This is a genomic window from Cellulosimicrobium sp. 22598, assembly GCF_052044445.1.
Classification (GTDB): Bacteria; Actinomycetota; Actinomycetes; order Actinomycetales; family Cellulomonadaceae; genus Cellulosimicrobium; species Cellulosimicrobium cellulans_G.
The window spans coordinates 93,167-118,926 of record NZ_JBQEMZ010000005.1; the positions used below are offsets into that span (position 1 = coordinate 93,167).

The window sequence follows — 25,760 nt, forward strand, 5'->3', positions numbered from 1 at the left end:
AGATGGGGTTCCGCTGGTACGGGGAGGGGAACGACACGGTCACGCTCGACCACGTGCGCCAGGTCCCCGGCGTGGAGACGATCGTGTGGAGCCTGCACGGCAAGCAGGCCGGCGAGGTGTGGGAGCAGGCGGAGATCGACGCCGAGGTCGCGACGATCACCGGGCTGAGCGACGAGGCCCGCGCGCGCGGGATCACCCGGACCTTCGACGCCGAGGTGGTCGAGTCCGTCAACGTGCACGAGTCGATCAAGCTCGGCAGGACCGTCCTCGGGCGCAGCCGCGACGAGGCGATCGAGAACTACGTGACGACGATCCGCCGGCTGGGCCGGGCCGGGGTGAAGGTCGTCTGCTACAACTTCATGCCCGTCTTCGACTGGCTGCGCACCGACCTGTGGCGCCCGCTGCCCGACGGCTCGACCGCGCTGTTCTTCGAGCGGGCCGTCGTGGACGCGCTCTCGCCGCAGAGCCTCATCGCCGACATGGAGGCGAACACGCACGGCCTCACGCTGCCCGGCTGGGAGCCCGAGCGGCTCGCGAGCTTCGCCGAGCTCGACGCCGCCTACGAGGGCGTGACGCGCGAGGACATGTACGCCCACTACCGGTACTTCCTCGACGCCGTGATCCCCGCGTGCGAGGAGGCCGACGTCAAGCTCGGCGTGCACCCCGACGACCCGCCCTACGACGTGTTCGGCTGGCCTCGCGTCGTGTCGACGAAGGACGACCTCGCGCGCGTGCTGTCCCTCCACGACAGCCCGTACCACGGCCTGACGCTGTGCCTCGGCAGCTTCTCGGCGAACCCCGACCAGGACGCGGTCGACGCCGTGCGCACGTTCATGGACCGCATCCACTTCACGCACGTGCGCAACATCAAGCACCTGGGGAACGGCGACTTCACCGAGGTCGCGCACCGCGCGTGCGAGGGCAGCGTCGACACGACGGGCATCATGCGCGCGTACGCCGAGGCGGGCTACCAGGGCTACGTGCGCCCCGACCACGGCCGGCACCTGTGGGACGAGAACACGACGAACAAGCCCCGCCCCGGCTACGGCCTGTACGACCGCGCGCTCGGCGTCCAGTACCTGCTCGGCGCCTGGGACGCGTTCCGGTACGACGCCTGACGACTCGGCACGAGCTGCGGGACGCTCTGCGTCACGCCATCGTGATGATGGTCTTGCCGGTCGGCCGCTCGGTGGGGTTGAGCGCGTCGGGCGCCTCGGCGAGCGGGCGAACCGTGCCGATGGTGGTGCGGAGCCGTCCGGTGCGCACGCGCGCGACGATCTCGGTGAGCTGGGCCCGGTCCGGCTCGACGACGAAGAAGATCGACCGGCCGTCCTCGGGCTGCCGGGCCGGGGGCTCGGCGATCGTCACGAGGGTGCCGCCGGCCTGGACGAGGTCGGTGGACCGGGCGGCGACGTCTCCGCCGAGGACGTCGAACACCAGGTTGACGCGTCCGACGGCGGCGAGGTCGTCGGCACCGAGATCGACGAACTCGTGGGCGCCGTGGTCGAGCGCCGCCGCGCGGTCGGCCGTGCGGCCGGTGCCGATGACGTAGGCCCCGGCCTCGCGCGCGAGCTGGGACGCGACGGAGCCGACGCCGCCGGCGGCCCCGTGCACCAGGACGGTCTGCCCCGCCTGGAGGCGGCCGTGCTCGAACAGGCCCTGCCAGGCCGTCAGGCCGGAGACGGGCAGGCTCGCCGCGGTCACGAAGTCGACGTCGGCCGGCAGCGGCGCGAGGTTCCGGGCCTCGACGGCGACGTACTCGGCGAGCGTGCCGTTCCTGGTCCAGTCGGCGAGCCCGAGCACGCGCTGCCCGACGTCGAGGCCGGTGGTGCCGTAACCGAGGCCGGTGACGACCCCTGCGAGCTCGTGTCCGGGGATGCTCGGCGTACGGTCACGCCCGGCACGGTCCGTCCACGTCGCCGGCCAGGTGAGCTCCCCGGGCGTGAAGCCGGAGGCGTGGACGCGGACGACGACGTCGTTCTCCGACGCGTGCGGCTCGGGTTGCTCGGTCAGCGCCATCCCTGCGGTTCCGGCGTCGGGGTCGGTCACGATGATCGCCTGCATAGGTGTGCTCCTGTTCGGGTGGAGGTGTGCACCAGATAGACGACGCTGCCCGGTCCCGTGTCAGGTGGGGCGCCAGGTCCGCAGCTTGTGGGGGTTCCACTGGACGAGGACCGCACGCACCGCGCCGCCGTCGGTGACCAGCTCCAGGACGCCGCTGGTGTCCCCGTCCCGGTCGAAGGTGAGGACGACCCCGGACGGGGTCTCGCGCAGCCGGAGCGTGGTCGGCGCCTGACGGGCCAGGACCCCGACGACGAACCGCGCGACCTTCTCGGCTCCGCGCACGGGGTTGAGGGCCGCGCGCGCGACGCCACCGCCGTCGGAGAGCAGGGTCACGTCCGGGTGCAGCAGCCTGAGCAGCTCGGCGACGTCGCCGGTGACGGCGGCGCGCTGGAACGCGGCGGTGAGCGAGGGGTCGGGGACGCCGCTCACGTCGCCGCCCGCTGCGACACGAGCGCGCGCCGACGACGCGAGCTGGCGGACGGCACCCGGCGAGCGGTCGAGCACGTCCGCGACCTCGGCGACGGGGACGTCGAACACGTCGCGGAGGACGAACGCGACGCGCTCCGCCGGCGTCATCGACTCCATCACCGTCAGCAGGGCCATGCTCACGGACTCCGACCGCACGGCGAGCTCGGCGGGGTCGCCGTCCTGGAGGGTCGGGGTGGCGTAGCGCCCGTCGGCCACCGGCTCGGGCAGCCACGGGCCGACGTACCTGTCGTGGCGCCGCGGCGCGCTCTTCAGGACGTCCAGGCACACGCGGCTCGTCGTCCTCGCGAACCACCCCACGCGGTTCGTCACCGCCTCGCGACCCGCGTCGTCGAGGCGGTACCAGCGGACGAACGCCTCCTGCACGGCGTCCTCGGCGTCGGCGACCGTGCCGAGCATCCGGAATGCCAGGCCGACCAGGCGGTCCCGGTCCACGTCCCTCGGTCCTGAGGTGTGCGACATGACAGCCATCATCCGCCGGACCGGCGCCTCGAGGCGCACGCGAGGGACACCCGGAGGACGGACCCCGCGGGGGTTCACGGTCCGTGCGGCTAGGCGTCCCCGGCGGCGGACCGCGCCTCGCCCCAGCCGTACCAGCGCTCGACCTCGATCCACGCGCTGACGCGCGGGCTGTGCCGGTTCGCGTACTCGTGCCCCGTGTAGTGGCGAGAGATCCGGTCGATGTCGGCCAGGCCCTCGTCGGGGCTCAGCTCCGTGACACGTCCGACGAGCGTCACGTGCGTGTACCAGTTCTCGTCGAGCACGGTGAGCGAGACGCGCGGGTCCTTCCGCAGGTGCCGGAGGCGCACGCGCGACTCGTCGAGGTTGACGAGCACGCGGCCGTCGTCCTCCCAGACGTACCACGTCGCCGCGGTGACGGGTGCGCCGTCGGACCGCACGGTCGCCATGACGGCGGCGTTCGGGCGGCGCAGCAGCTCGACGAGACGGGACGGCAGCGGGGGTCGGGACACGACGGCTCCTCCAGGTCGGGACGGCGGGACGTCCCGACGCTACGGCACGCGAGGTCCGTCAGCGCGTCCGGGGCGCGCCGCGCCCGGTTCACGAGACGCTCGGGGACTCGTCCCGGGCGAACGCGCCGACGTCGGGGTCGTAGGTCACGGTCCGCGACTGGTCGAGCTCGACGAGCACCAGGGCGTCGAGCCAGCGGCCCGGGGCACCGCCGCTACCGCCACGGCCCGGCGCCGGGAGATCGACGGCGTCCGGGTCGTCCTGCACGTCGTGCACGACCACGACCGGTGCGCCGGGCAGGGGCACGCGGTCCGGCGGCGCGACGAGCAGGACCTCGACGCTCCGCTCCGCGCCCGGCGGTCCGTAGGCGACGGTCGCGTCGAACCGCGGCCGTCCGTCGTCGGTCCACGAACCCAGGTACCGCCGGTCGACGAGCGAGCCCGGCGTGCGGACCCCGTCACGCCGCAGCGCGCGCAGCCGCTCCTGGACGGCTCGGGCCTCGAGCTGCGCCGCGGCCGTCGCGAGGACGGCGACCGCGCCCCCCGCCAGCGCCCCGACGGCCACGCACGCGAGCGCGAGGAGCGGCTCGAGCTCGAGGTCTCGTGCGAGGGGGTGCGCGACGTCCGCGAGGTCCAGCCCGACGACGGTACCCACCCCGAGGGCGACGCCGAGGAGCGCGGTGGCCCACGTCAGGCGCGACGCGACGCGGGCGGACCCGCTCGCGCCGAGGGCGACGGTGTGGACGCCGAGCAGGAGGACGCACGCGGGGAGCGCGACGACGGCGAGCGCGACCACGAGCCACCACGGAGCCGGGCGGCCTCCCGGCAGGGCGCCCGCGCCGAGCAGGTGGCCGGCGAGCAGGGTGAGGGCGGCCCCGGCGACGACCGCCACCAGCGCACCCGAGCCGAGGACCAGCCAGGTCAGGTAGCGCGACTGCGCGCGGGGCGAGAGGGGGGTCTCGACGACGGCGCGGCCGTGCCGGTCGCGGACGGCGAACGCCGGGATCCCGGGGCTGAGGAACCCCGGGTTGCCGGGCAGGCCCGTCAGCCCGGCCGCCGGCTCCGAGGCCGAGCCCCAGCTCGGGGCGTCCACCGGCGGGGCGGAGGCCGGTCCGTCGCGGCCGTCGAGGTCGTCGCGCGATGCGGTCATGGCAGCCCTCCTCTCTGGTCAAGAAAATCTCAAGTGCAGGGTAGGGGATGGTGGGCGAGATGTCACCGCCCCGGTGCGCGGCGGGGTCCGTCCGGGTCTCCTGACGAGGTCGTTCGGGCGCGGCGGCGCGTGACATGATCGACCTCATGCTCACTCCCGCCACCGGCGCGGCCGGGTCGCGCATCGCCGGCCTCGGTCACTTCCAGCCCGAGAAGACGCTGACGAACGACGACATCGCGCAGCTCGTCGAGACCAACGACGAGTGGATCCGCTCGCGCACGGGGATCGTCACGCGGCACGTCGCCGACGACGACACGACCGTCGCCGACATGGCCACCGCGGCCGCGCGCCACGCGCTCACCGACGCGGGCGTCGACCCCGCCGAGGTCGACCTCGTCATCGTCGCCACCGCCACCGCGACCGACCGCTCGCCCAACACCGCCGGCCGCGTCGCCTATCACCTGCGCACCGGCGTCATGCCCGGGCAGTCGACGCCCGAGGAGGCGTCCGAGCTCGACCTGCGCGGCGTCGTCGGGCCCGCGGTGCTCGACGTCAACGTCGCGTGCTCCGGGTTCGCCCACTCCGTCGGCCTCGCTGACCAGGCGATCCGCGCGGGCTCCGCCCGCACCGCCGTCGTCATCGGTGCGGAGAAGCTCACCGCGTTCACCGACTGGACCGACCGCAGCACGTGCATCCTCACCGCCGACGGCGCGGGCGCCGCCGTGCTGCGCGCGACGGACGAGCCCGGTGTCGGTCCTGTGACCTGGGGCTCCGAGCCCGACCTCACCCCCGCCGTGCTCATCGAGGCGCCGCAGGAGAAGTTCGCCCAGGACGGCCGCGCCGTCTTCAAGTGGGCCATCACGCGCGCCGCCGACCGCGCGCGCTCCGTCGTGGAGCGCTCCGGAGCCTCGCTCGACGACATCGAGGTGCTCGTCGCGCACCAGGCGAACCTGCGCATCATCGAGCCCCTCGCGAAGTCGCTCGGGCTGGAGTCCAAGATCGTCGTCACCGACATCGTCGAGTCCGGCAACACGTCGGCCGCGTCCATCCCGCTCGGGCTCTCCAAGTGGTGGCACGCCGGCAAGATCCCCGCCGGCGTCCCGGCGCTCCTCTTCGGCTTCGGCGGCGGGTTCGCCTGGGCGGGCCAGGTCGTGGAGACCCCGACCCGCTGACACCGGCTCGCGCCGCGCCCGCTGGTCCCGTGCTCCGGTCGCCTCTGGTCGGGTCGCCTCTGGTCGGGTCGCCTCTGGTCGGGTCGCTGGGTCGCCTCCGGTCGAGTTCCGCGAGGGGCGGGGCGGGTCTACCATCCGCCGCTCGTCCCTCGCGGCTCCCGCCAGACCCGCCACGACCCGCCCCACCCCTCGCTCCACCCGACCTCCCCGTCCGTCTCACCAGGGTGAACGCGGACGTGCGTGCCGCGACGGAGCGCGGTGGTGCGGGGTCAGCGCGACGCGCCGGGGTGGTCGGCGCACGCCTCCCGCAATGGGTGAGTCTGGCTCGCGGCTCGCGGCTCGCGGCTCGCGGCTCGCGGCTCGCGGCTCGCGGCTCACCGCAGCAAGGTCCGGCCCAGCACCGACGACGAGATGCGAGTTGTTGCCCTCTCTTCCGTCCGTGGAGGGGCAACAACTCGCATCTCATGATCCGTCAGCCGTCAGCCGTCAGCCGTCAGCCGTCGGCTGTGACGGTCGGTGGGTGGGTGCGTCGCCCTCGACTCGGCCCCTGCACCGGGTCGAGGGGGTGATCGCCGTGACCGTCCGGAGCACTGCGGGGCCCGTGCCCCGACCGATCGCCCGAGGCGAGACCCCCTGCGAGGGCCGACGCCGGAGCGGAGGGTGGGGCGGGTCGTGGCGGGTCTGGCGGGAGCCGCGAGGAACGAGCGGCGGATGGTAGACCCGCCCCGCCCTCCGCGGAGGTGTCGGACCGGAGGTGACCGGTCGACGTCTTACCCCGGGAGCGTCGGGCCGGGGCGACCGGAGGGGCGTACCCGGCTGTCGGCCGCCCGGGTCCGACGCCGGGCGGCCGACAGCCGGGCCGTGGCTTCCCCCTACGGGTAGCTGACGACCTTCGCCGGGACGGTCTCGACGCCGCTGGCGCGGGGGCCGACGCCGTTGATGACGTGCTCGTACGTGCCCACCCCGCCGAGCGAGACGGTCAGCAGCGAGTGCATCCGCACGCCCGGGGTGACCGGGACCTCGAACCCGTTGTCGGAGACGATCGACGCGTCGGACGTGAACACGCAGTAGGAGCCCAGGCCCCAGGCCTCGTGGTGCTGCACGTGGTCCGCGACCTTGTACGCCGCCCACCCGCGGATGCCGTCGTGGTTCCACGCGGCCTGGTTCGGCGGGTCGTAGGGGAGCTCGTTCTGATAGAAGATCGTGCGCCCCCGCTCGCCGTTCCACAGGGTGTTGTACTTCTGGTAGTGCTCGACGAAGAGCCCGTAGCCGTCGACGTCGTCGCCGTTGACCACGAGGCCGTGGTCGGCGGTGTTGACGTCCCAGCCGATGCCCTCGCCGTGGTCGCCGCGCCACGACCAGATGTGGTCGACGATCGTGTCGTCCGCGTTGATGACGATCGCGCTCTCCACCTTGCCCGCGTGGGCGCCGCCGACGCGCACGAACACGTCGTGGATCGAGATCGGGTCGTCCGCGTGGTCCGCGGTCGATCCCTCGGTGCCGACGGTGAGCATCGACGGGGACTCGGTCGCCCCGGCGTCGAACAGGACGCTCGCGACGCGGACGCCGTCGACGTCGCCGACCTGGAGCGCGGTCTGCCCGGCGGTGGGCACGATCGTGGCGTAGCCGAGACCGAGCACGACCGTGTCGGCGCGGTTCACCTCGATCGTCTCGTCGAGCTCGTAGACGCCGGGCGTGAGCAGGAGGTGCAGGCCCTGGTCGAGCGCGGCGTTGATGTGCTCGGCGGTGTCGCCGGGGTGCGCGACGTAGAAGTCGTCGAGCGGGATCGACGTTCCGGGCGTGGAGCCGTTCTTCCACGTCGCGCCGCGCGTGCCCTCGCGCAGCGACGGGACGAAGACGGCGTAGTCGTCGCCGTCGAGGTAGAGGTACGGCTTCTCGCGGATCGTGCCCGTGGTGTCGAGCGTGGTGACGGCTGGCTCGGGGAACGTCGTGGGCGGGGCGTTCTCGGTGCCGGAGAACACCATGTTCCACAGCGTGCCGTCCCAGCCGCCCGTGAGCGTCGAGTCGCGCGTGTACCACTGCTGCTGGGTGTAGCCCCGCACCTGGCCGTCGACGATCGAGTCGGCCGTGAAGCCGCCGGACGCCCACCCGTAGCGCGACGAGTGCAGCATGAGGTTGCCCTTGACGTGGATGCGACGCATGGGCGCCGCCTGCGAGACGGCCCAGCGCATGTCGCCGCCGGTCGGGGTGACGGCGAGGTTCTCGATGGAGCGCCAGAAGTTCTGCGTCGCGTTCCCCTCGAACCACTCCGCGTCGGCCCAGACGCCGCCGGTGATGCTCACGTCGTCGGGGTTCTTGCCGAGGCCGTTGACCGCGGTGTTGAAGCCGACGTTGACGTGCACCGGGTACGTGCCGGGCTCGAAGAGGAACTGGTCGCGGCGCAGGCCGAACTGGCTCTCCTCCTGCGCGGCGTACGCCGCGTCGACGGCGGCCTGGATCTGGTCGACCGGGGTGCCGGGGCCGAACACGTGCACGTTGGGCCCGAGGTCCCCGCCGCCCTCGATCGGCTCGCCCGTCCCGGGGTTCGGTGTCCCGTCAGCCGTGGTCAGCACGCGCAGCTCCCAGATCGAGTAGCCCCAGCCGGTCCCGCGCTCGGTGCCGACGAGCCGGACGTAGCGCCCCGAGCCGGTGACGTCGAGACCCTGCGTGCCGCCGGTCCCGTCGGTCACCGTGCGCAGGGTGCGCCACAGGGTGCCGTCGTCGGACGTCTCGACGCGGAAGCCCTTGCCGTAGGCGCCCTCCCAGTCGATCTCGATGCCGCAGACCGGCTGGATCGCACCCAGGTCGACCTGGAGCCACTGCGCGTCGGAGAACGCGCTGCTCCAGCGCGTGCCGTCCTTGCCGTCCACGGCGAGGCCCGCGGCGTACGCGCCCTCGGTGGACGACGCCGTCGCCGCCTTCCCGAGCGCGGCGTTCGTCGTGCAGTCGTCGCCGGGCCCGCCCGGGTCGACCGTCCCGCCGTCGGTCCCCGGCGTGCCGAACACCTGGAGCTCCCACAGCGAGTAGCCGTAGCCGGTGCCGCGCTCGGTGCCGAGCAGGCGTACGTACCGTCCGGTCCCGGACACGGGCAGGGTCTGCTGCCCGCCCGCACCGTCGGTGACCGTCCGCAGCGTGCGCCAGGTCGCGCCGTCGTCGGAGGCTTCGATGCGGAAGCCCTTGCCGTAGGCGCCCTCCCAGGTCAGGGCGACGGACGAGAGCGTCGAGACCTGGCCGAGGTCGACCTGGAGCCACTGGCCCTCGGAGAACTCGCTGCTCCAGCGGGTGCTCAGGTCGCCGTCGACGGCCCGTGCGGCGACGTAGTCGCCCTCGACGCTCGAGGCGGTCGCGGTCTTGCCCTGGGAGAGGTCGACGGGTTCCGCCGCGGTCGCGACGGGCGCCACGAGTGGGGCCGCGACGCACGCCGCGGTGAGGCCCGCGGCGAGGGAGGCCAGGCGGAGCCTGGCCGTAGGTCGGAGATGCATGGTCCTGCCTTCTTCGGGTCGGTGGGCCGTACCGGGGCACGGCCGTGCCCCGGGTGCGGCGCCGTCGTGGTCGACGACGCCGCACCCGTCGGGCGGAGGGGTGTCAGCCGACGAGCTGGTAGTTCTCGTCGAGCACGGTGCCGCGGTGCGGCTTGTAGAGGTCGTACCCGCGGGGGTTGCACTGGAGCCCGCCGTTGATGCAGTGCTCCACGAGGCGCTCCAGCACCTCGGGCTCCCAGCCGTTGATGAAGTCGTAGTGCCACGACTGGTCGGAGCCGCTGACGAGCCGCACGTCGGACATGTCACCGCTCACGGGCCACGCGATCTTGAACTCGATCATCGGGACCGCGATCGGGTGCGTCATGGGGCACTGCCCGTCCACGGGGTACGCCATGTGCGCGCCGTGGCCCATGTGCGCCGAGGCGTCGGGGGACAGGTGCATGCCGTCCCAGCAGCTCGGCGCCTGGTAGCGGATGTTGAGCTCGGTGCCCTCGGGGCAGTACGCCGGGATGTCCCAGCTCTTCGAGATGTCACCGCACTCCCAGCCCTCGACGGCGCCCGGCGCGGTCCGGAACTCGTCGTACGTCGCCATCATGTCGCCCGCGACGAACCGCAGGCCGGGCGGGAAGGGCTTGACCTTCGTGTAGTCGTCGATCCCCGACTTGTAGTAGATCGTCATGGGGATGTCGGGCTCGATCGGGACGCCGTTCTTCTCGATCGCCGGGAACCAGTAGGACGAGTGGTCCTGCGGGACGGTGCAGGTCGACTCGGTGTCCTCGAACAGGTCCTCGGGCACCGTGAACGCGTCGGTCACGCGGTTGCCGACGAACGTGTGCAGGTGCGACTTCCCCGGCTGCCCCGGGAAGACGATCGGGTCGTCGGGCAGGAAGTGCGAGAACGAGCAGTTGGCCTGGAACTCGTGGTGCGTGACCTCGTCGTCCCACTCCGGCGGGTTCTCGGGGTCCGGCGCGTCGCCGTCGCCGAACACCTGGAGCTCGTACAGCGAGTAGCCGTACTGCGTGCCGCGCTCCGTCCCGACGACCTGGACGTAGCGACCCGTCACGTCGACGTCGAACGACTGCACGCCGCCCGTCCCGTCGACGACGGTCGCGACGGTCGTCCAGGACTGCCCGTCCTGCGACACCTGGACCGTGAAGTCCTTGCCGTACGCGGCCTCCCAGTCGAGGACGACGCGGTCGAGGTCGTGCGGCTCGCCGAGGTCGACGCGGAGCCACTGGTCGTCGCTCGGCTGGCTCGCCCAACGGGTGGACCGGTCGCCGTCGACCGCGAACCGGGGCCCCAGGCCGCCGGACTCGGAGCTCGACGCCGCCGTCAGCGCGCCCTGGGAGAGCAGGGTGTCCGGGGCGGCTGCGGCGCTCGTCGTGACGACCACCGAGGTCGACGCGACGAGGACGCCGGTCATCGTCGCGGCGATCCGGCGTCGGCGCGTCCCGGGGCGGCGGATGCCGTGCCGGGGAGGCGATAGCGTGGTGGTGCGTGTCGTGCCGTGCATGCTTCCTCCTTCGAGGTCGTCGCGCGCTGCGGAGCCTCTCGGGCAGGAGCGCGCGACGCTGCGCGGATGATGGGCACGCCCGGCGTCTGTCACCGGGCGCCGTGCCGGGTGGGGGCGGTTGCCGCCGCCCCCACCCGGACGTCTGTGGGTGTCAGCGCTGGTAGACGCCGAGCTCGAACAGGGAGTAGCCCCACGCGGTGCCGCGCGCGTCGAGCTGGAGCCGCACGTAGCGGCCGGTACCCGCGACGTCCAGGCTGTCGACCCCGCCGTCGCCGTCGGTCACCGTGCGGACCGTCGTCCAGGACTGCCCGTCGTTCGAGGTCTGGATCCGGTAGGCCTTGCCGAACGCCGTCTCCCAGACGAGCTGGACGTGCTGGAACGCCTGGACCGAGCCGAGGTCGACCGTCAGCCACTCGTCGTCGTTCCAGCTGCTCGCCCAGCGCGTGCTCTGGTCGCCGTCGGTCGCCTGGCCGGGGGACCAGTTGCCGTTCCAGGGGTCGAAGCTCGACGCCGTGGTGGTCTTGCCCTGCGCGATGTTCGTCCCGGCGACCGGCGGGGCCACGACGCGGAACGACCGCGTCTCGACCCCGACGTTCCCCTTCCCGTCCTCGGCCCACACGTAGAGCTTCCACACGCCGAGCCGCGAGGGCGCGGTGACCGAGAACGTCCCCGGGCCCGTGCTCGTGAGCTCGGTCCAGGCGAGGCCGCCGGCGCCGTCGATGTACTTGCTGTTGAAGAACGCGACGTAGTTGATCGGGTCGCCGTCGGGGTCGGTCGCGGCGAGGTCGACGTCCAGCGTCGCGCCGGCGGTCACGGACGTCGAGCCCGGGATCGTCATGCCGGTGATGCGCGGGGCCGTGTTCACGCCCGTGAGGTCGACGCCCCACGTCTTGGCGATCGCGTGGTAGCCGAGGCGCTTGTTGTTGCCGGGCGTGACGTTGAACCACACCCCGCCGAAGTCGCCCTCGACGCCGTAGTGGAAGAACGTCGCGCCGAGCGCCTTGCCCTCGTGCTCCATGAGGCACTTCCAGGACAGCGGCAGCGCGCGGCTCTTCTCGATGTCGGTGGGCTCGTCCGGGACGCCGTTCACGTCGTCGGGGACCTCCCACTCGCCGGCCGCGCCGCCCTCGGTGAGGACGTACGGCTTCCCGTAGTCCCCGGCCTCCCACGCCGCGGCGATGCTGCACACGTCGCCGTACGCGTTGATGGAGAGCAGGTCCAGGTCGGGCGCGTGGTCGCGGATGTACGGCCACGCGCCGGTCCACGCGTCGGTGTTCGACGTCGGGTGGTTCGGGTCGATCGCGTGGATCGCGACGCTCACCTCGTTGACGAACGACGCGTAGGCGTTGCGGATCTCCTCGAGGTCCGTGCCGGAGTAGCAGTTCTGCAGGCCGAGGATCGCCTCGTTGCCGATGTTCCACATGAGCACGGCCGGGTGGTCCTTGTACTCCTGGACCCAGCGCAGGATGTCGGCCTTGGTGTCGTTCTTGTACGTCGTGTCGGTGCGGTAGTCGATGCAGCCGCCCGAGCCCGGGCCGCCGCCGGGCATGAGCCAGAAGCCCGCGATGACGCGGACGTCGTGCGCGGCCGCGGCGTCGAAGATGGCGCGCGAGTCGGCGCCCGTGCCCCAGGTGCGGGTCGTGTTGCCGTTGATGTCGGCGAGGCCCTGCATGCGCGGCCCGGTCTCCTCGGCGCTCGTGCCGCCCCACGTGAACCCGCGCACCGTGTACGGCTGCCCGTCCACCTGGAGGTCCCAGTCGCCGTTCCCGCCGACGACCTCGACGACGCTCGGCCCCGAGTCCTTGACCGGCACCGTCGGGTGGCCGGGGTGCACGTAGTCGGGGAACGGGTCGGTCGGGTCACCGGGGTCGGTCGGGTCGACCGGCCCCGAGCCGCCCGCCTCGCCGAACACGCGGAACTCGTAGAGCGAGTGGCCGTAGCCGCCCGGGCGGGCGGTCGACAGGACGCGCACGTACCGCCCCTCGCCGTCGACGTCGAGCACGTCGGTGCCGCCGTCGCCCTGGGTCGTGGAGTAGAGCGTGCGCCAGGCGGAGGCGTCGTCGGAGACCTGGACCTGGTAGGCCGACGAGTAGGCGCCCTCCCAGACGAGCTCCACACGGTCGACGCTCGCGTCCTGCTCCAGGTCGACCTGGAGCCACTGGGGGTCGCTCCAGGCGCTGGACCAGCGCGTGCCGAGGTCGCCGTCGACGGCGTTGCCCGCGGCGTACCCGGCCCAGTCGTCCTGGACGGACGACGCGGTGGCGGGCTTGCCCTGGGACAGGAGCACCGGCTCGGCGCTCGCGGTCGCCGCCGGCACGACCAGCGCCGCACCCGCGAGGGCGCCGGAGGCCAGCGTCGCGAGCGCGGCGCGAGCCGCTCGGCGTCTGCGGGGCCGCCCGGGGGCGGTGGGGGATGTGGTGCGCATCGTGTTCGTCTACCTCTCCGTCCGCCCCAGGTCGGCGTCGACCCGGGGCACAGTTCGTCGTCGAGCCGTGCCCCCAGCCGCGGCGCCGCGGCTGAGGTGTGAAGCAGGGAGAGCGCTCTTACCCGAGGCCCGAGTTTTCACCCGCTCGCGAGGGCTGTCAAGCGCAGGACCCTCTCGAGACGACGGGAATAACGGTATAAATACCCCGAAAACGGGCGCTAACTCTGACAAACTGGTCAGTAAGAAATGTCCCGGCAGCACGGAGCGCGGGCAGGACCGACCGCGGCAGGAAAGCGCTCTTACCCCTGCTATCGTCGGGAGCGTGAGCGAGGACGTGCAGCACCGGGCGCCGACGCTCGACGACGTCGCCCGGGTGGCCGGCGTGTCGCGCGCGACGGTCTCGCGCGTCGTCAACGGCAAGCGCAAGGTCGCGCCCGCCGTCCAGGAGGTCGTCCTGGAGGCCGTGGCGACCACGGGCTACGTGCCCAACCGGGCCGCGCGCTCGCTCGTCACGCGGCGCACGGGGACGGTCGCCGTCGTGGTCTCCGGCGCCGAGCCGGGCCCCGACGACGGCCTGCACCTCCCGCGCCTGCTCGCCGACCCGTTCTTCGGCCGCGTCGTGGGGTCGTTCGTGCGGTCGCTGCGGCCGCACGACGTCCACCCCGTGCTCATGCTCGCCGACGGCGACGAGGCGAGGCGGCAGGTCGTGTCCTACCTGCGGTTCGGCAACGCCGACGGCGCGCTCCTGGTCTCCACCCACGCCGACGACCCGCTCCCCGAGCAGCTCCTGGCCACGGGCAGACCCGTGGTGCTCTTCGCGCGGCCCCCGCGGCCCCTCCCGGTGAGCTACGTCGACGTCGCGAACACCGACGGCGCTCGCCTCGCCGCGCACCACCTGCTGGACCGCGGGTGCCGGACCGTCGGGGTGGTGTCCGGCCCGCTCGACGTCCTCGCCGCCCGGGACCGTCTCGACGGCTTCCGCGACGCCATGGCCCGCCGGGGCCACGCGTACGTGCCGAGCGTCGAGGGCAACTTCACGGTCGAGAGCGGCGAGGCCGCCATGCTCGAGCTGTTGCGCACCGCGCCCGGGATCGACGGCGTCTTCGTCTCGAACGACGTCATGGCGCAGGGGGCGATCCACGCGCTGCGCGAGCAGGGCCGCCGGGTGCCCGACGACGTCGCCGTCGTGGGGTTCGACGACAGCCCCGCCGGCACGCTCACGCGGCCGGCCCTCACGACCGTGCGCCAGCCCGTGGAGGAGATGGCGGCCGAGATGGCGCGACTCCTGCTGGAGCAGGTGGAGAACGGCGAGCCGCGGGTCACGTCGCGGATCTTCGACCCCGTGCTCGTCGTGCGCGACTCGGCCTAGCGTCCCGCGAGCGGGAAGGCAGAATGGGCCCATGCCTCTCGCTCCGCGCTACGTCGCCGCCGACGACCGTTACGACACCATGACCTACCGCCGGACGGGGCGCAGCGGCCTCGACCTCCCCGCGATCTCGCTCGGTCTGTGGCACAACTTCGGAGACGTGAACCCGTTCGAGACGCAGCGCGCCGTGCTGCGCCGCGCGTTCGACCTCGGGATCACGCACTTCGACCTCGCCAACAACTACGGCCCGCCGTACGGCTCCGCGGAGGAGAACTTCGGCCGCCACCTCGCGCGGGACCTCGGCGCGTACCGCGACGAGCTCGTCATCTCCTCCAAGGCTGGGTACGACATGTGGCCCGGGCCGTACGGCGACGGCGGCTCGCGCAAGTACCTCCTGTCCTCGCTCGACCAGTCGCTCACGCGCATGGGCCTCGACTACGTGGACGTCTTCTACCACCACCGCCCGGACCCGAGCACCCCGCTCGAGGAGTCCATGCGGGCGCTGCACGACGCCGTCCAGCAGGGCAAGGCGCTCTACGTCGGCGTGTCGAACTACTCGCCGTCCCGCACGCGCGAGGCCGCCGCGATCCTCGCCGACCTCGGCACCCCGCTGCTCATCCACCAGCCCAGCTACTCGATGCTCAACCGCCACGTCGAGGACCCGGCGCACGAGGACCCGTACGACGGCGTCCAGAGCGAGTCGCTGCTCGACGTCGTGGGCGACCTCGGCGTCGGCACCATCGTGTTCTCGCCGCTCCAGCAGGGCCTGCTCACCGACCGCTACCTCTCCGGCTCCGCGCCCGAGGGATCGCGCGCCGCCCGCCCCGACTCGCCGTTCCTGTCCGAGCAGAACCTCGACGAGGCGTACCTCGAGAAGGCTCGCGCGCTGAACGAGATCGCCGCCGGCCGCGACCAGACCCTCGCCCAGCTCGCCCTCGCCTGGGTGCTCCGCGACGACCGCGTCACGTCCGCGCTCATCGGCGCGAGCAGCGTCCGCCAGCTCGAGAACAACGTCGCCGCGCTCGCGGCACCCCCGCTCACCCCCGACGAGACGGACGCCATCGAGTCCGCCCTCGCGAGGTAGAACCGAACCGCCGGTCGCGAGGTAGAGCTCGCGGGGCTCTACCTCGGGTCCGGAGGTTCTACCTCGCGACCATGGGCGGGGTGCGGGTCGGCGGACGACGACGCCGCGGCGGCGCGCTCCAGGAGGAGCTGGCGCTCGTGGCGGGTCGGGGCGAGGGCAGCGGCGCGTTCGAGGACGTCCGCGGCCTCGGCGTGCCGTCCCAGCCGGGTGAGCAGGTCGCCGCGCACGGCGCCGTAGAGGTGGTGGCGGGCGAGGCGCGGGTCGTCCGCGACGGCGTCGAGCACGACGAGCGCGGCGTCGGGGCCGTCCGCGTAGCCGACGGCGACGGCGCGGTTGAGCTCGACGACGGGGGAGGGCGCGACGGACGCGAGCGCGTCGTAGAGGGCGACGATCGCCTCCCAGTCGGTGTCCGCCCAGGCCGTGGCCCGTGCGTGGCACGCGGCGATCGCGGCCTGGAGGGAGTAGGGACCGAGCGGCTTCCCGGCGCGCGTGCCCAGCGCGAGCGCGCGGTCGAGCGCGGCGAGGCCGTGGCGGACGAGGAGGCGGTCCCAGCGTGCGCGGTCCTGGTCCTGGAGCAGCACGGGCTCGCCGTCGGGCCCGGTGCGCGCGGCGAAGCGTGACGCCTGGAGCTCCATGAGCGCGACGAGCCCGTGCACCTCCGGCTCGCCCGGGAGCAGCCCGGCGAGCACCCGCCCGAGCCGCATCGCGTCGTCGGCGAGCTCGCGCCGTACCCACGCGTCGCCCGACGTGGCGGCGTACCCCTCGGTGAAGACGAGGTACACGACCTCGAGCACGGCGGGCACGCGGGCGGCGAGCTCGTCGGCCTGCGGGACGTCGAACGGGACGTTCGCCTCGGCGAGCGTCCGCTTCGCGCGCGAGACGCGCTGCCCGACCGTCGCGGAGGGGACGAGGAACGCGCGCGCGATCTCGTCCGTCGTCAGTCCTCCCACGAGGCGCAGGGTGAGCGCGACGCGGGAGTCGCGCGGGAGCACGGGGTGACAGGCGACGAGCACGAGCGCGAGCAGGTCGTCGCCCACGGGGTCCTCGACGATCGCGTCGGGGGCCGGGACCGACCCCACGAGGACCGCGCCGCCGTCGCCCGGGTGCGCGACCGCCGTCGTCCCTCCGCCGGACCGCGCACCGGGCGCGGCGAGGTCCGCCGCGAGCCGCGCGTACTTCTCGTCGCGCGTGCGCTCGCGGCGGACCAGGTCGACGGCGCGGCGGCGCGCCACGGTCGTCAGCCACGCGCCGGGGTTGTCCGGGACGCCCTGCTCGGGCCACTGCTCGAGCGCGGCGACGAACGCCTCCTGGGCGACCTCCTCGGCGAGGCCGACGTCGCGCAGGGTCCGCGCGAGGCCCGCGACGAGCCGCGGCGACTCGATGCGCCACACGGCCTCGACGGTGCGGGAGACGTCGGTCATCGTCGTACCCCTGTCATACCCCTGCCCGGAGCAGGGCTCAGGAGCCCTGCTGCGCGCGGATCTGCTCGGCGAGGCGCTCGTCCTTCGCGCGCTGCTCGGGCGTGTACTCGGCGCCGAAGTCCTCGACCTCGAAGATCGGCCGGATCTCGAGGACCTCCTCCAGGCCCATGCTCGGGTCGCTGGGGCACTTGCGGGCCCACTCGACGGCCTCCTCGAGCGAGGAGACCTGCCAGATCCAGTACCCGGCGACGATCTCCTTGGACTCGGTGAACGGCCCGTCGACGACGGACGTCTCGCCGCCGCGGAACACGACGCGCGCGGCCTTGGCCGTGGGCTGCAGTCCCTGGCCGTCGAGCATGATGCCCGCCTTGACAAGCTCCTCGTTGTACGCGCCCATCTGGGCGAGCATCTCCTGGGTGGGGGCGATCTTGTCCTCGTCGGCCCCGTTGCCCGTGATCATGACCATGACGCGCATGACGTTCCTCCTCGGTGAGTGCCTCCTCGACCCTAGTGTCGTGAAGGCGCGTTCACCCTGACGTCGGACGGCGCCCCCGGGTTTTCGACACGCGTCGCCGACGAGTTTCGCCGAGGCGTCAGCGGAAGCGCTGGACGGCGAGCGGCGCGGCCTCCGCGAGGCCCCGCACGGCCGGGTGGTCGGCGCCCGGCGCGGTCCCGGCGAAGACGTCGCGCAGCGCGCCGGAGGCGACGAAGGTCCCGTCGGCGAGCACGTGCACGGTGGGGCACATCCGCTCGACGAGCTCGAGGTCGTGCGAGACGAGCAGCACCGCGGTGCCGAGCTCGGCCGTCGCGGCGCCGAGGCGACGCACGACGTCGCCGCGCATGGCCGGGTCGACGGCGGTGAGCGGCTCGTCGAGCAGGAGGGCGCGCGGGCGCGTGGCGAGCGCGACGGCGAGCGCGACGCGCTGCTTCTCGCCGCCGGAGAGCGAGTGGATCGTGCGCGGGGCGTACCGCGGCTCGAGCGCGACGTCGCCGAGCAGGTCCTCGACGGAGCGGCCGCTCGGGCGCCCGGCCCTGCGGGCGTCCTTGAGCGCGGCGGACAGCGTGCGGTCGACGGTCCAGCGCGGGTCGATCCCGATCCCGGCGAGGCCGTCCTGCGAGACGCGCCGCACGTCGGCGGTGAACTGCTTCTTGTCCCGGCGCGAGAGCTTGGTGACGGTGCGGCCGGCGTACGTGACGTGGCCCGCGGTCGGGCGCACGAGCCCGACGAGCGCCCGCACGACCGTGGACTTGCCGGCGCCCGACTCGCCGACGATCCCGACCGGCGGGGTGCCCGGGACGACGTCGAGGTCGATGCCGTGCACGACGTCGGGCCCTCCGTAGCCGGCCGCGAGGCCGGTGGCGCGCAGGATCGGGGTGGTCGTCGTGCTCATGGGTCACCTTCTGGTCGTCGGGGCCGGGCGGGCGGTCCGGGGCCCCGCTCGTCCGACGAACGACGCTACCGCGGAGTTCCGTGGCGTCGCTCACGGTGCCCGTCGCCGCCCCGGCGGCCCCGCGACGCGGGGCAGGGTTCGGGCTCGGAGCCCGGGGCGCGGTAGCCTGGGGCACTCGACCAGGATCCTCGAGCCCAGGTGGTCCGTCGACCCGCACCGCGGCACCCCTGCCGGTGTGCGGCGACCCGGACGGAGGACCACGTGACCAGGACGGTCGACGAGCCGGAGCTGCTGGCGCCCGGCGAGGCGGTGGACCTCGACAACTGCGCACGCGAGCCCATCCACGTGCCCGGCATGATCCAGCCCCGCGGCGTGCTGCTCGTCGTGCGCGAGCACGACGGCGTGCTGCTCCAGGCGTCGGCGAACGTCGCGCGGCACCTGGGCGTCCCGGCCGAGGAGCTGGTCGGCCGACCGCTCGCCGACGCGCTGGGCGCGGAACCGGCACGCCGCGTGCTCGACCACACCGCGAACGTCGGCGACCTCGCGACGCGCAACCCCGTGACGCTGGACCTCGACCGCTGGGACGGGGCGCCCGTCGCCGTGGACGCCGTGCTCCACCGGCCCCCGCTGCCCGTGGACGCGGCCGAGACCGAGCCGGTGCTCGTCGTCGAGCTCGAGACGGCCGCGGGCGCGCGCCCCCTCACGTTCCCGAACACCTACCTCGCCGTGCGGCACGCGCTGCGCGACCTGGAGCGTGCCGCGACCCTCGACGAGCTGTACGACGACGCCGCCCGGCACGTGCGCGAGCTCACCGGGTTCGACCGCGTGATGATCTACCGCTTCGACGCCGCGTACAACGGCGAGGTGGTGGCCGAGGCGCGCCGCGAGGACCTCAACGCGTTCCTCGGGCTGCACTACCCGGCGTCGGACATCCCGCCGCAGGCCCGGGCGCTGTACGAGAAGAACTGGATCCGGCTCATCGCGGACGTGGACTACGCGCCCCAGCCGATCGTGCCGGCGCTCCTGCCGACCACGGGCGCGCCGCTCGACCTCACGTACTCCACGCTGCGCAGCGTCTCGCCGATCCACCTCGAGTACCTGCGCAACATGGGCGTGCGCGCGTCGATGTCGATCTCGCTCCTGCGGGAGGGCCGGCTGTGGGGGCTCATCGCGTGCCACCACTACGCCGGACCGCACGAGCCGCCGTACGAGGTGCGCACGGCTGCCGAGTTCCTCGGGTCGGCGCTCTCGGTCCGGCTCGTCGCGCAGGCCGAGGACGAGCGCGAGGCCGAGGTGCGGCGCGCGGAGGGCGTCCTCGCCCACCTCGCCGCCGACAGCCGCGACGAGAGCGTCCCGATCGGCACCGCGCTGACCCGCTCGGGCTGGCTGCGGCGCCTCGTCCGGGCCGACGGTGCGGTCGTCGTCGCGGAGGGCGGCCTCATCAAGGTCGGCAGCACGCCCGACGAGGACGGGTGCCGCGCGCTCGTCGCCTGGGTGCTCGGCCACGGCGAGGACCTCGTCGCGACCGAGGCGCTGGGCCGCGACGCGCCGGACGTCGCGGCGCTCGCGCCCGACGTCGCGGGAGTGATGGGCATCGTGCTCCCCGAGGGGCAGGTCGTCGTGTGGGTGCGCGACGAGGTGCTGCGGCACGTCGACTGGGGCGGCGACCCGTACAACAAGGCGATCGCGCAACGCGAGGGCGCGACGGTCCGGCTGAGCCCGCGCAAGTCCTTCGAGCGCTGGCGCGAGGTCGTGCGCGGCCACAGCGCGCCGTGGACGGCGGACCAGACCGACGTCGCGACGTCGCTGCGGGGCCACCTGGTGGAGGCGCTGTACCTGCGCGGACGCAAGGCCGTGCGCGCGACGGAGGAGCTGCAGCGCAGCCTCCTGCCGGCGCTGCTCCCGGACGTCCCGGGCTGGACGCTCCAGTCGCGCTACGAGTCCGCCGGCACCGGCCTGGTCGGCGGCGACTGGTACGACGCCCTCGTGCTCCCGTCGGGCCGCCTCGCGCTCGTCGTCGGCGACGTCACGGGCCACGGTCTCCAGGCCGCCGCGACGATGGGCCAGCTCGGCACGACGCTGCGCGCCGCGCTCGTGAGCTCGGGCTCGGCGGTCGAGGCCGTGGCACGGCTGGGCGAGGTCGCCCGCTGGACCCTGCCGGGCGAGGTCGCGACGCTCGCGGTCGCCCTCCTGGACCCGGCGAGCGGCGTCGTCGAGCACGTGTCCGTGGGGCACCCGCCCCTGCTCGTCGTCGGGCCGGACGGCACGACGACGTGGGCCGAGCGCGCGAGCGTCCCCCCGCTGGGGATCGTCGACCGCGTCCCGACCGCGCACGTGCTCCAGGTCCCGCGCGGGGGAGCGCTCGTGCTCTACAGCGACGGGCTGGTCGAGCGTCGCGGCGAGTCGATCCGGGACGGCCTCGACCGGCTCGCGGCGGTCTTCGCGGCGGGCACGGACGCGGACGTGGACGGCATCGTCACGGCGGCGCGCGACCCGCGCTCCGCGGACGACGCGACGCTGCTCCTCGTGCGCCGCGACGCCTGAGCGCGTCGCGGCGGGTCGACGGGCAGCCGACAGCGGTCAGCCGACGGGGAGGAGCGCGCTGCGCACCGAGGCGCCGCCGCGGAAGACCGGGACGTCGAACCGCGCCCACACGTGCTTCTCGCCGGTACCGGCCCGGAACCAGCCGACGGCCGTCGACGCCCGCTGCGCGAGCACGAGGCCGAACCCGCCCGCGCCCGGTGAGCGCCGCCCGGCCACGACCGGCGCCGCCGGAGAGTGGTCCACGACGTCCACGACGAGCTCGCGCCCGTCGCTGAGCAGACGGACGCGCGTGGGCGGCAGGCCGTGCCGCAGGGCGTTGGTGGCGAGCTCGCTCGCCACGAGGACGACGCGCTCCGGCGTCGCCTCGAGCGCGCGGTCCGGCGGGAGCGGCCCGCCGGTGAGCAGGCGGTGCAGGCCCTCGCGCAGCGTCGCGAGGTCACCCAGTCCCCGCAGCGGCCAGGACCCGATCTCGACGAAGCCGACCGGGACGGCGGCGTGCTCGACGCTCACGCGCCGTCCTCGCCGGTGCTGTCGTCCGCGATCTCGAAGAGGTCGACCACCCCGCTGAGCTCCAGCAGGTCGCGGACGCGGCGCGGAACGCGCTCCAGCACGGGCGACCCCGACCCGGCGGTGGCGGCGTGGTAGAGCAGGCGCAGGCCGCCCGAGTCCATGAAGGTCACGTCACCGAGGTCGACGTGGATGCGATCGTCCGCCGACTGCGCGAGCCGCAGCAGCTCGTCCTCGCGGCGGGCCTGGACCGCGGCGTCGATCTCGCCTCGCATGGTCCAGCGCGTGCCGCCGCTCGTCGTCAGGACGTCGCCGCTCGTCGTCGGGGTCACCGTGGTGTGCTCCTCCTCGTCCCGGCACGGTGCCGGGCACCCGGGACACGGTACGCGGACCTGCCGACGCTCGCTCTGCGATCCGGCGCGTGGCGCCGACCTTTCCGGATCCGGTCCGTGCGTCGGCGCACGTCCCGGCCCGCGGGACGGCGACGGGCCCGGTCGACGTCGCGGGGACGTCGACCGGGCCCGCACGGTGGGCCGGACCTCTCAGCAGGTGCGCGCGTCGAACGCGACCTCGAGCGGCGCATACCCGTCGACCGTCACGACGGCCGTCCCGGCGGGGACGGACGCGGCGCGCGACGCGAACGACTGGTACGCGTTCGTGCCCGGGGCGACTCCCGCGAACGTCCGCGTGCCGTACGGCGTCGCGAGCGTCACGTCGAGCGGCGCGTCGCCGTCGTTCGTGGCGCGGACCGCGACGTAGACCTTCCCGGCCAGGCACCGCGTCTCGGCGACGGCGGTGACCGGGGCGCTGCCCGCGTCGGCGGTCCAGCGCAGGGCGTACGCCTGCTCCGTGCCGTCCTCGGCGGTGACGCGCACGGTCGTCGTGCCGGGGACGGCGTCGGCGGCCTCGACCGCGACCGTCGCCCAGGGGTCGTGCGCGACCGCCGCGACGGCCGGCACCCCGCCCGCGACGGGCACGTCGTACGCCGTCACCGCGGGGTCGAACCCGGCGAGGGGCTCGCCGTCCACGGTGATGCCCGACGCCGTGGCGTCGGTCCCCGTGCCGGGCACCTTGGCGAGGACCTCGATCTCGGAGACGACCAGGTGCGTGTTCGCCCGCGCCGTGAGGACGACGCGCACGGACGACGTCCGCACGTCCGCGGGGATCTCGACCGCGGGCGCGGGGCCGTCGGGCGAGGCGTCCACGGTGACGGGCGCGCCGACGTCGGTCCACGTGCCGCCCACGAGGGCCTGGAGCCGGACGGACTGCGCCCAGCTCGCGCTGGACCCGTCCTTCCAGAACCGCGTCACGACGCCCGTGACGTCCCGGTCGGCGGGGAGCGTGACCGTGAGCGTGTCGGACGTCCGCTTGGTGCCCGACACCCAGTTCGACCACGCCTTGTCGGTGAGGTTGCCGTTCACGACGCCGCCGACGGCGTAGCCCGGCTCGGTGAACGTCGCGCTCGCGGTCGTGCCCGCGGCGAGCGCGCCGTCGGCGGACGCCGCCTCGGTCACCTGGACGCGGACCGTGGCCGGGAGCGTGGCGCCCGCCCCGGCGTCGGCCGTGCCGGAGAGCTCGACGACCCCGACGGCGTCGTACGCGTCCGCGGGGGCGTCGTCCCAGACCACGGGGCGCGACACCTCGGCCCCGCCCGCCGCCACCGCGGTGACGGTCGCCGGGAGCGTCGGCGTGCCGCCCGCGTACGCCTTGGCGCGCGCGGGGAGCGTGGAGGTGAGCTCGTCGACGACGACGGTCGCCGTCGCGGCGACCTCGCCGCCGGTCGGCGTGGCCACGGTGCCCGTCACCTCGACGGTGCCCGGCTCGGCCCACGCGTCGTCGTCCGGCACGTCCCACGTCACGGGGAGCGCGCCGCGCGCCCCGTCGCGGTAGACGGGCGTGACGGTCGCGGGGAGCTCGGGCGCGGTGCCCGGCGTCGTGAACGCCTCGACCGGCTCGGTGCCCAGGACCGTCTCGTCGACGACCCGCCAGCGCTGGTTCACGCCGGAGTTCGCGAGGTACGTGCCCACGGGGGAACCGTCAGCCGTGGCCTGGCCGCCGACCTCGAGGAGGGTCTTCGAGGACGCGTTGACGAGCGTGAAGGTGCCGTCGCCGGTCGTCGAGAGGATCCACTGCGCGGCGAGCGGGGTGTCCGCGACGTCGGCGGGCGCGTCCTGGAGAACGGCGGACGTGTCGGCCGTGACGGCGAGCTGGCGGCCCGTGGCCGCGTTCGTCACGGCGTAGCGCGTGCGGTGCGTGCCGGAGCCCTCGGGGGCGCCGAGCGCCGTGATCTCCCACGCCTGCTCCGCGACCGGCGCGTCGGTGCGGATCACGACGCCCGTGCCCGACGCCGACGGCGCGAGCGAGCGGTCCGCCTGCACGCCGTCGAGACGGTAGGCGTGACCGTCCTGGACGAGCGCGGCGTCGTCCGCGACGCCGGAGACGCCGTCGACGACGAACGTCGTCACGGACTCGGCCGGCACGACGAGCGTCGCGCTCGGACCGTCCGCACCCGTCTCGACGGCCACCGGCTCGCCCTCGACGAGGTAGCCGGCCGTGCTCGTGACCACGGGGGTGACGGTCGCATCGGACCCGACCGCACCGAACTTCGACAGGTCGAGCGTCACGGCGCGCTCGGCCAACGCGTCGTTCACGTGCACGACCGTCGCGGACGTGCCGTCGGCCGACACCGCGGCCGTGCTGCTCGCGTCGTCCGAGCGGATCAGCGAGTCGCCCGGCTCGATGTAGTGCGTGAAGTTCTGGGTCGCCCAGTACTTCGTGTTCGTGTAGATCGGGCACGTCTCGAGCGTGTCCTCGGCCGTGCAGTCGAACGGGATCTGGATCTCGCCCCAGTTCATGCCGTTCGCGCTCTCGCCGCCCGGCGCCATGTTGGCGTAGTCCTCGACCGGCTGCCAGAACACCCACGCGCTCGGCTCGAGCTCGCGCAGGTCGTCGACGATGTGCTGCGCGCTGCCGAGGCCGGACTCCATGGTCTCGAAGTCCTGGCCCGTCGAGCTCCAGTTCCCGCCGACCTCGCTCATCCACAGCGGCTTGTCCTCGCCCTTGGCGATGTCACGGACCGTCGTGCGCTGGCCCGTGCCGTAGGTGTGGACGTTGAGCTGCGACACCTGGTCGCGGACCGACTGCGGGTACGCGTTCCAGTTGGTCGCGAACGTGCCGGGGTTCGTCTCGTCCATCGCCGAGATGACGGCGTCGGTCGAGGAGCCCTCGAGCGCCGCGGCGAGCGCCGGGACGACCTTCGCCTGGAGCGCGGGGCTCATGTGGGCGCCCTCCTGGCGGCCCCCGGTCGGGTTGCCGTCGCTGCCGAGCTGGGTGCCCCAGTAGTTCGTGTTGGGCTCGTTGAACGGGTCGATCGTGTCGACCTCGATGCCGTGCGCGTCCTCGAGGCGCTCGGTCACGCCGACCAGGTACGCCGCGAAGTCGTCGATGCTCTCCGTCTTGAGCTGGTCCGCGGTCGAGCTGAACCCGCCCGAGACGTACCCGCTCACGGTCATGAACCACGGCGGGGAGTTGCTGAACGTCTCCCAGTGCGTGACGTCGTCCTTGATGCGGTCGACCCACCACCGCTGCGTCGCGTCGGCGTCCTCGTCCCAGTGGTCCGGGTTCTCGGGGTCCCACCAGTCCACGTCGGTGCGCGTCGTGCCCTCCGGCGCCTTCCACCAGCCGTCGACGGCGCCGCCCGCGCGCAGGTAGTCCGGTACGTCGGGAGCGTTCCCGCCGCCGACGTTGTAGCGCGCGATGTTGAGGTTGAGGCCCTCGTCGCCGAACACCATGTCCGCGAGCTTCTCGCGGATCTCGTCGGGGTAGCCGCCCGTGGCGTTGGCGAACCACACGAGGCTCGTGCCCCAGCCCTCGAACGGCGCGCCCGCGTACGACGGGTCGGGCGTGACGGTGACGCCCGCGACGTCGGCCGCGGCCGCCGTCGTACCCGTCGCGGCGACCGCGCCCAGGGGCGAGGCCTGCGCGGGCAGGGCCGCGAGCGCGCAGCCCGCGACGAGCGCCCCGGCGCCGAGGCCCGCGACGACGCGGGCCCCCGTCCGGCGGGCGGCCGGGCCGCCCGGGCGGGTGCGGCGAGGACCGGGTGGTCCACCCCGCGTGGTCGTGTCGGTCTCGGTCGGGCTCATCCCTGAGCCACCTCCTTCGCGTCGCTGCGAACCGGTTGCTGCACC

At 74.0% G+C, this 25,760-nt stretch carries 18 protein-coding genes; 5 read left to right on the forward strand and 13 right to left on the reverse strand.

Annotation, left to right across the window (positions count from 1 at the left end; all coding sequences use genetic code 11):
* Positions 1-2: 2 nt before the first annotated feature.
* Positions 3-1,118 carry a mannonate dehydratase gene (locus ACTJIY_RS07215; protein ID WP_253055125.1) on the forward strand — a complete coding sequence of 372 codons (1,116 nt, stop codon included), beginning with the start codon at positions 3-5 and terminating at the stop codon, positions 1,116-1,118.
* Positions 1,119-1,149: 31 nt separating this feature from the next.
* On the opposite strand, the gene ACTJIY_RS07220 is transcribed toward ACTJIY_RS07215, so the two are convergent.
* From ACTJIY_RS07220 to ACTJIY_RS07235, 4 genes are all read right to left on the reverse strand, one after another.
* Positions 1,150-2,064, reverse strand: coding sequence for an NADP-dependent oxidoreductase (locus ACTJIY_RS07220; protein ID WP_440674000.1), 915 nt, complete (start codon positions 2,062-2,064; stop codon positions 1,150-1,152).
* A 60-nt stretch (positions 2,065-2,124) separates the two neighbouring features.
* The gene (locus ACTJIY_RS07225) at positions 2,125-2,985 is read right to left on the reverse strand and encodes a sigma-70 family RNA polymerase sigma factor (RefSeq protein ID WP_440674001.1); all 861 of its coding nucleotides are present in this window, start codon (positions 2,983-2,985) and stop codon (positions 2,125-2,127) included.
* A gap of 116 nt (positions 2,986-3,101) precedes the next feature.
* Entirely contained in the window at positions 3,102-3,521 is a 420-nt protein-coding gene (locus ACTJIY_RS07230; protein ID WP_253054972.1) for a PPOX class F420-dependent oxidoreductase, read from the reverse strand.
* Positions 3,522-3,609: 88 nt separating this feature from the next.
* Positions 3,610-4,668, reverse strand: coding sequence for a hypothetical protein (locus ACTJIY_RS07235; RefSeq protein WP_440674002.1), 1,059 nt, complete (start codon positions 4,666-4,668; stop codon positions 3,610-3,612).
* A 146-nt stretch (positions 4,669-4,814) separates the two neighbouring features.
* Here ACTJIY_RS07235 and ACTJIY_RS07240 point away from each other — a divergent pair, with 146 nt between their 5' ends.
* Positions 4,815-5,840 carry a 3-oxoacyl-[acyl-carrier-protein] synthase III C-terminal domain-containing protein gene (locus ACTJIY_RS07240; protein WP_440674003.1) on the forward strand — a complete coding sequence of 342 codons (1,026 nt, stop codon included), beginning with the start codon at positions 4,815-4,817 and terminating at the stop codon, positions 5,838-5,840.
* A gap of 872 nt (positions 5,841-6,712) precedes the next feature.
* Here the strand turns inward: ACTJIY_RS07240 and ACTJIY_RS07245 are convergent.
* The 3 genes from ACTJIY_RS07245 to ACTJIY_RS07255 all read right to left on the reverse strand — a co-directional run bounded on the left by ACTJIY_RS07245 (position 6,713) and on the right by ACTJIY_RS07255 (position 13,260).
* A complete protein-coding gene (locus ACTJIY_RS07245) occupies positions 6,713-9,322 on the reverse strand; it encodes a discoidin domain-containing protein (protein ID WP_440674004.1) in 2,610 nt (869 codons plus the stop codon).
* Positions 9,323-9,425: 103 nt separating this feature from the next.
* Positions 9,426-10,835: a DUF1996 domain-containing protein gene (locus ACTJIY_RS07250; RefSeq protein WP_440674005.1), complete on the reverse strand. Its 1,410-nt coding sequence runs from the start codon at positions 10,833-10,835 to the stop codon at positions 9,426-9,428.
* A gap of 151 nt (positions 10,836-10,986) precedes the next feature.
* Positions 10,987-13,260: a discoidin domain-containing protein gene (locus ACTJIY_RS07255; protein WP_440674006.1), complete on the reverse strand. Its 2,274-nt coding sequence runs from the start codon at positions 13,258-13,260 to the stop codon at positions 10,987-10,989.
* A 322-nt stretch (positions 13,261-13,582) separates the two neighbouring features.
* Between ACTJIY_RS07255 and ACTJIY_RS07260 the strand changes: the two genes are divergently transcribed.
* On the forward strand, positions 13,583-14,629 hold the full coding sequence (locus ACTJIY_RS07260) for a LacI family DNA-binding transcriptional regulator (RefSeq protein WP_353707697.1): 1,047 nt from the start codon (positions 13,583-13,585) through the stop codon (positions 14,627-14,629).
* Positions 14,630-14,660: 31 nt separating this feature from the next.
* Entirely contained in the window at positions 14,661-15,710 is a 1,050-nt protein-coding gene (locus ACTJIY_RS07265) for an aldo/keto reductase (protein WP_440674007.1), read from the forward strand.
* A gap of 38 nt (positions 15,711-15,748) precedes the next feature.
* On the opposite strand, the gene ACTJIY_RS07270 is transcribed toward ACTJIY_RS07265, so the two are convergent.
* The 3 genes from ACTJIY_RS07270 to ACTJIY_RS07280 form a co-directional block, all read right to left on the reverse strand.
* The gene (locus tag ACTJIY_RS07270; protein ID WP_253054981.1) at positions 15,749-17,131 is read right to left on the reverse strand and encodes an RNA polymerase sigma factor; all 1,383 of its coding nucleotides are present in this window, start codon (positions 17,129-17,131) and stop codon (positions 15,749-15,751) included.
* Positions 17,132-17,168: 37 nt separating this feature from the next.
* On the reverse strand, positions 17,169-17,606 hold the full coding sequence (locus ACTJIY_RS07275) for a YciI family protein (protein WP_353707699.1): 438 nt from the start codon (positions 17,604-17,606) through the stop codon (positions 17,169-17,171).
* Positions 17,607-17,724: 118 nt separating this feature from the next.
* Positions 17,725-18,522: an ABC transporter ATP-binding protein gene (locus ACTJIY_RS07280; RefSeq protein WP_253054983.1), complete on the reverse strand. Its 798-nt coding sequence runs from the start codon at positions 18,520-18,522 to the stop codon at positions 17,725-17,727.
* A 261-nt stretch (positions 18,523-18,783) separates the two neighbouring features.
* Between ACTJIY_RS07280 and ACTJIY_RS07285 the strand changes: the two genes are divergently transcribed.
* Complete coding sequence (locus ACTJIY_RS07285) at positions 18,784-21,066, forward strand: SpoIIE family protein phosphatase (protein ID WP_440674008.1); 2,283 nt, start codon at positions 18,784-18,786, stop codon at positions 21,064-21,066.
* A gap of 36 nt (positions 21,067-21,102) precedes the next feature.
* On the opposite strand, the gene ACTJIY_RS07290 is transcribed toward ACTJIY_RS07285, so the two are convergent.
* The 3 genes from ACTJIY_RS07290 to ACTJIY_RS07300 all read right to left on the reverse strand — a co-directional run bounded on the left by ACTJIY_RS07290 (position 21,103) and on the right by ACTJIY_RS07300 (position 25,715).
* On the reverse strand, positions 21,103-21,576 hold the full coding sequence (locus ACTJIY_RS07290; RefSeq protein WP_253054985.1) for an ATP-binding protein: 474 nt from the start codon (positions 21,574-21,576) through the stop codon (positions 21,103-21,105).
* A complete protein-coding gene (locus ACTJIY_RS07295; RefSeq protein WP_440674009.1) occupies positions 21,573-21,905 on the reverse strand; it encodes an STAS domain-containing protein in 333 nt (110 codons plus the stop codon). The genes ACTJIY_RS07290 and ACTJIY_RS07295 overlap by 4 nt, the downstream gene beginning before the upstream one ends.
* A gap of 210 nt (positions 21,906-22,115) precedes the next feature.
* Entirely contained in the window at positions 22,116-25,715 is a 3,600-nt protein-coding gene (locus ACTJIY_RS07300) for an Ig-like domain-containing protein (RefSeq protein ID WP_440674010.1), read from the reverse strand.
* Positions 25,716-25,760 lie beyond the last annotated feature (45 nt).

What these genes read in the sequence shown, in the direction of transcription:
- ACTJIY_RS07280 (WP_253054983.1), bottom strand. Translation starts at nt 18,522, where the DNA reads ATGAGCACGACGACCACCCCGATCCTGCGCGCCACCGGCCTCGCGGCC.
- ACTJIY_RS07275 (WP_353707699.1), bottom strand. Translation starts at nt 17,606, where the DNA reads ATGCGCGTCATGGTCATGATCACGGGCAACGGGGCCGACGAGGACAAG.
- ACTJIY_RS07220 (WP_440674000.1), bottom strand. Translation starts at nt 2,064, where the DNA reads ATGCAGGCGATCATCGTGACCGACCCCGACGCCGGAACCGCAGGGATG.
- ACTJIY_RS07240 (WP_440674003.1), top strand. Translation starts at nt 4,815, where the DNA reads ATGCTCACTCCCGCCACCGGCGCGGCCGGGTCGCGCATCGCCGGCCTC.
- ACTJIY_RS07270 (WP_253054981.1), bottom strand. Translation starts at nt 17,131, where the DNA reads ATGACCGACGTCTCCCGCACCGTCGAGGCCGTGTGGCGCATCGAGTCG.
- ACTJIY_RS07250 (WP_440674005.1), bottom strand. Translation starts at nt 10,835, where the DNA reads ATGCACGGCACGACACGCACCACCACGCTATCGCCTCCCCGGCACGGC.
- ACTJIY_RS07265 (WP_440674007.1), top strand. Translation starts at nt 14,661, where the DNA reads ATGCCTCTCGCTCCGCGCTACGTCGCCGCCGACGACCGTTACGACACC.
- ACTJIY_RS07255 (WP_440674006.1), bottom strand. Translation starts at nt 13,260, where the DNA reads ATGCGCACCACATCCCCCACCGCCCCCGGGCGGCCCCGCAGACGCCGA.
- ACTJIY_RS07245 (WP_440674004.1), bottom strand. Translation starts at nt 9,322, where the DNA reads ATGCATCTCCGACCTACGGCCAGGCTCCGCCTGGCCTCCCTCGCCGCG.
- ACTJIY_RS07300 (WP_440674010.1), bottom strand. Translation starts at nt 25,715, where the DNA reads ATGAGCCCGACCGAGACCGACACGACCACGCGGGGTGGACCACCCGGT.
- ACTJIY_RS07215 (WP_253055125.1), top strand. Translation starts at nt 3, where the DNA reads ATGGGGTTCCGCTGGTACGGGGAGGGGAACGACACGGTCACGCTCGAC.
- ACTJIY_RS07235 (WP_440674002.1), bottom strand. Translation starts at nt 4,668, where the DNA reads ATGACCGCATCGCGCGACGACCTCGACGGCCGCGACGGACCGGCCTCC.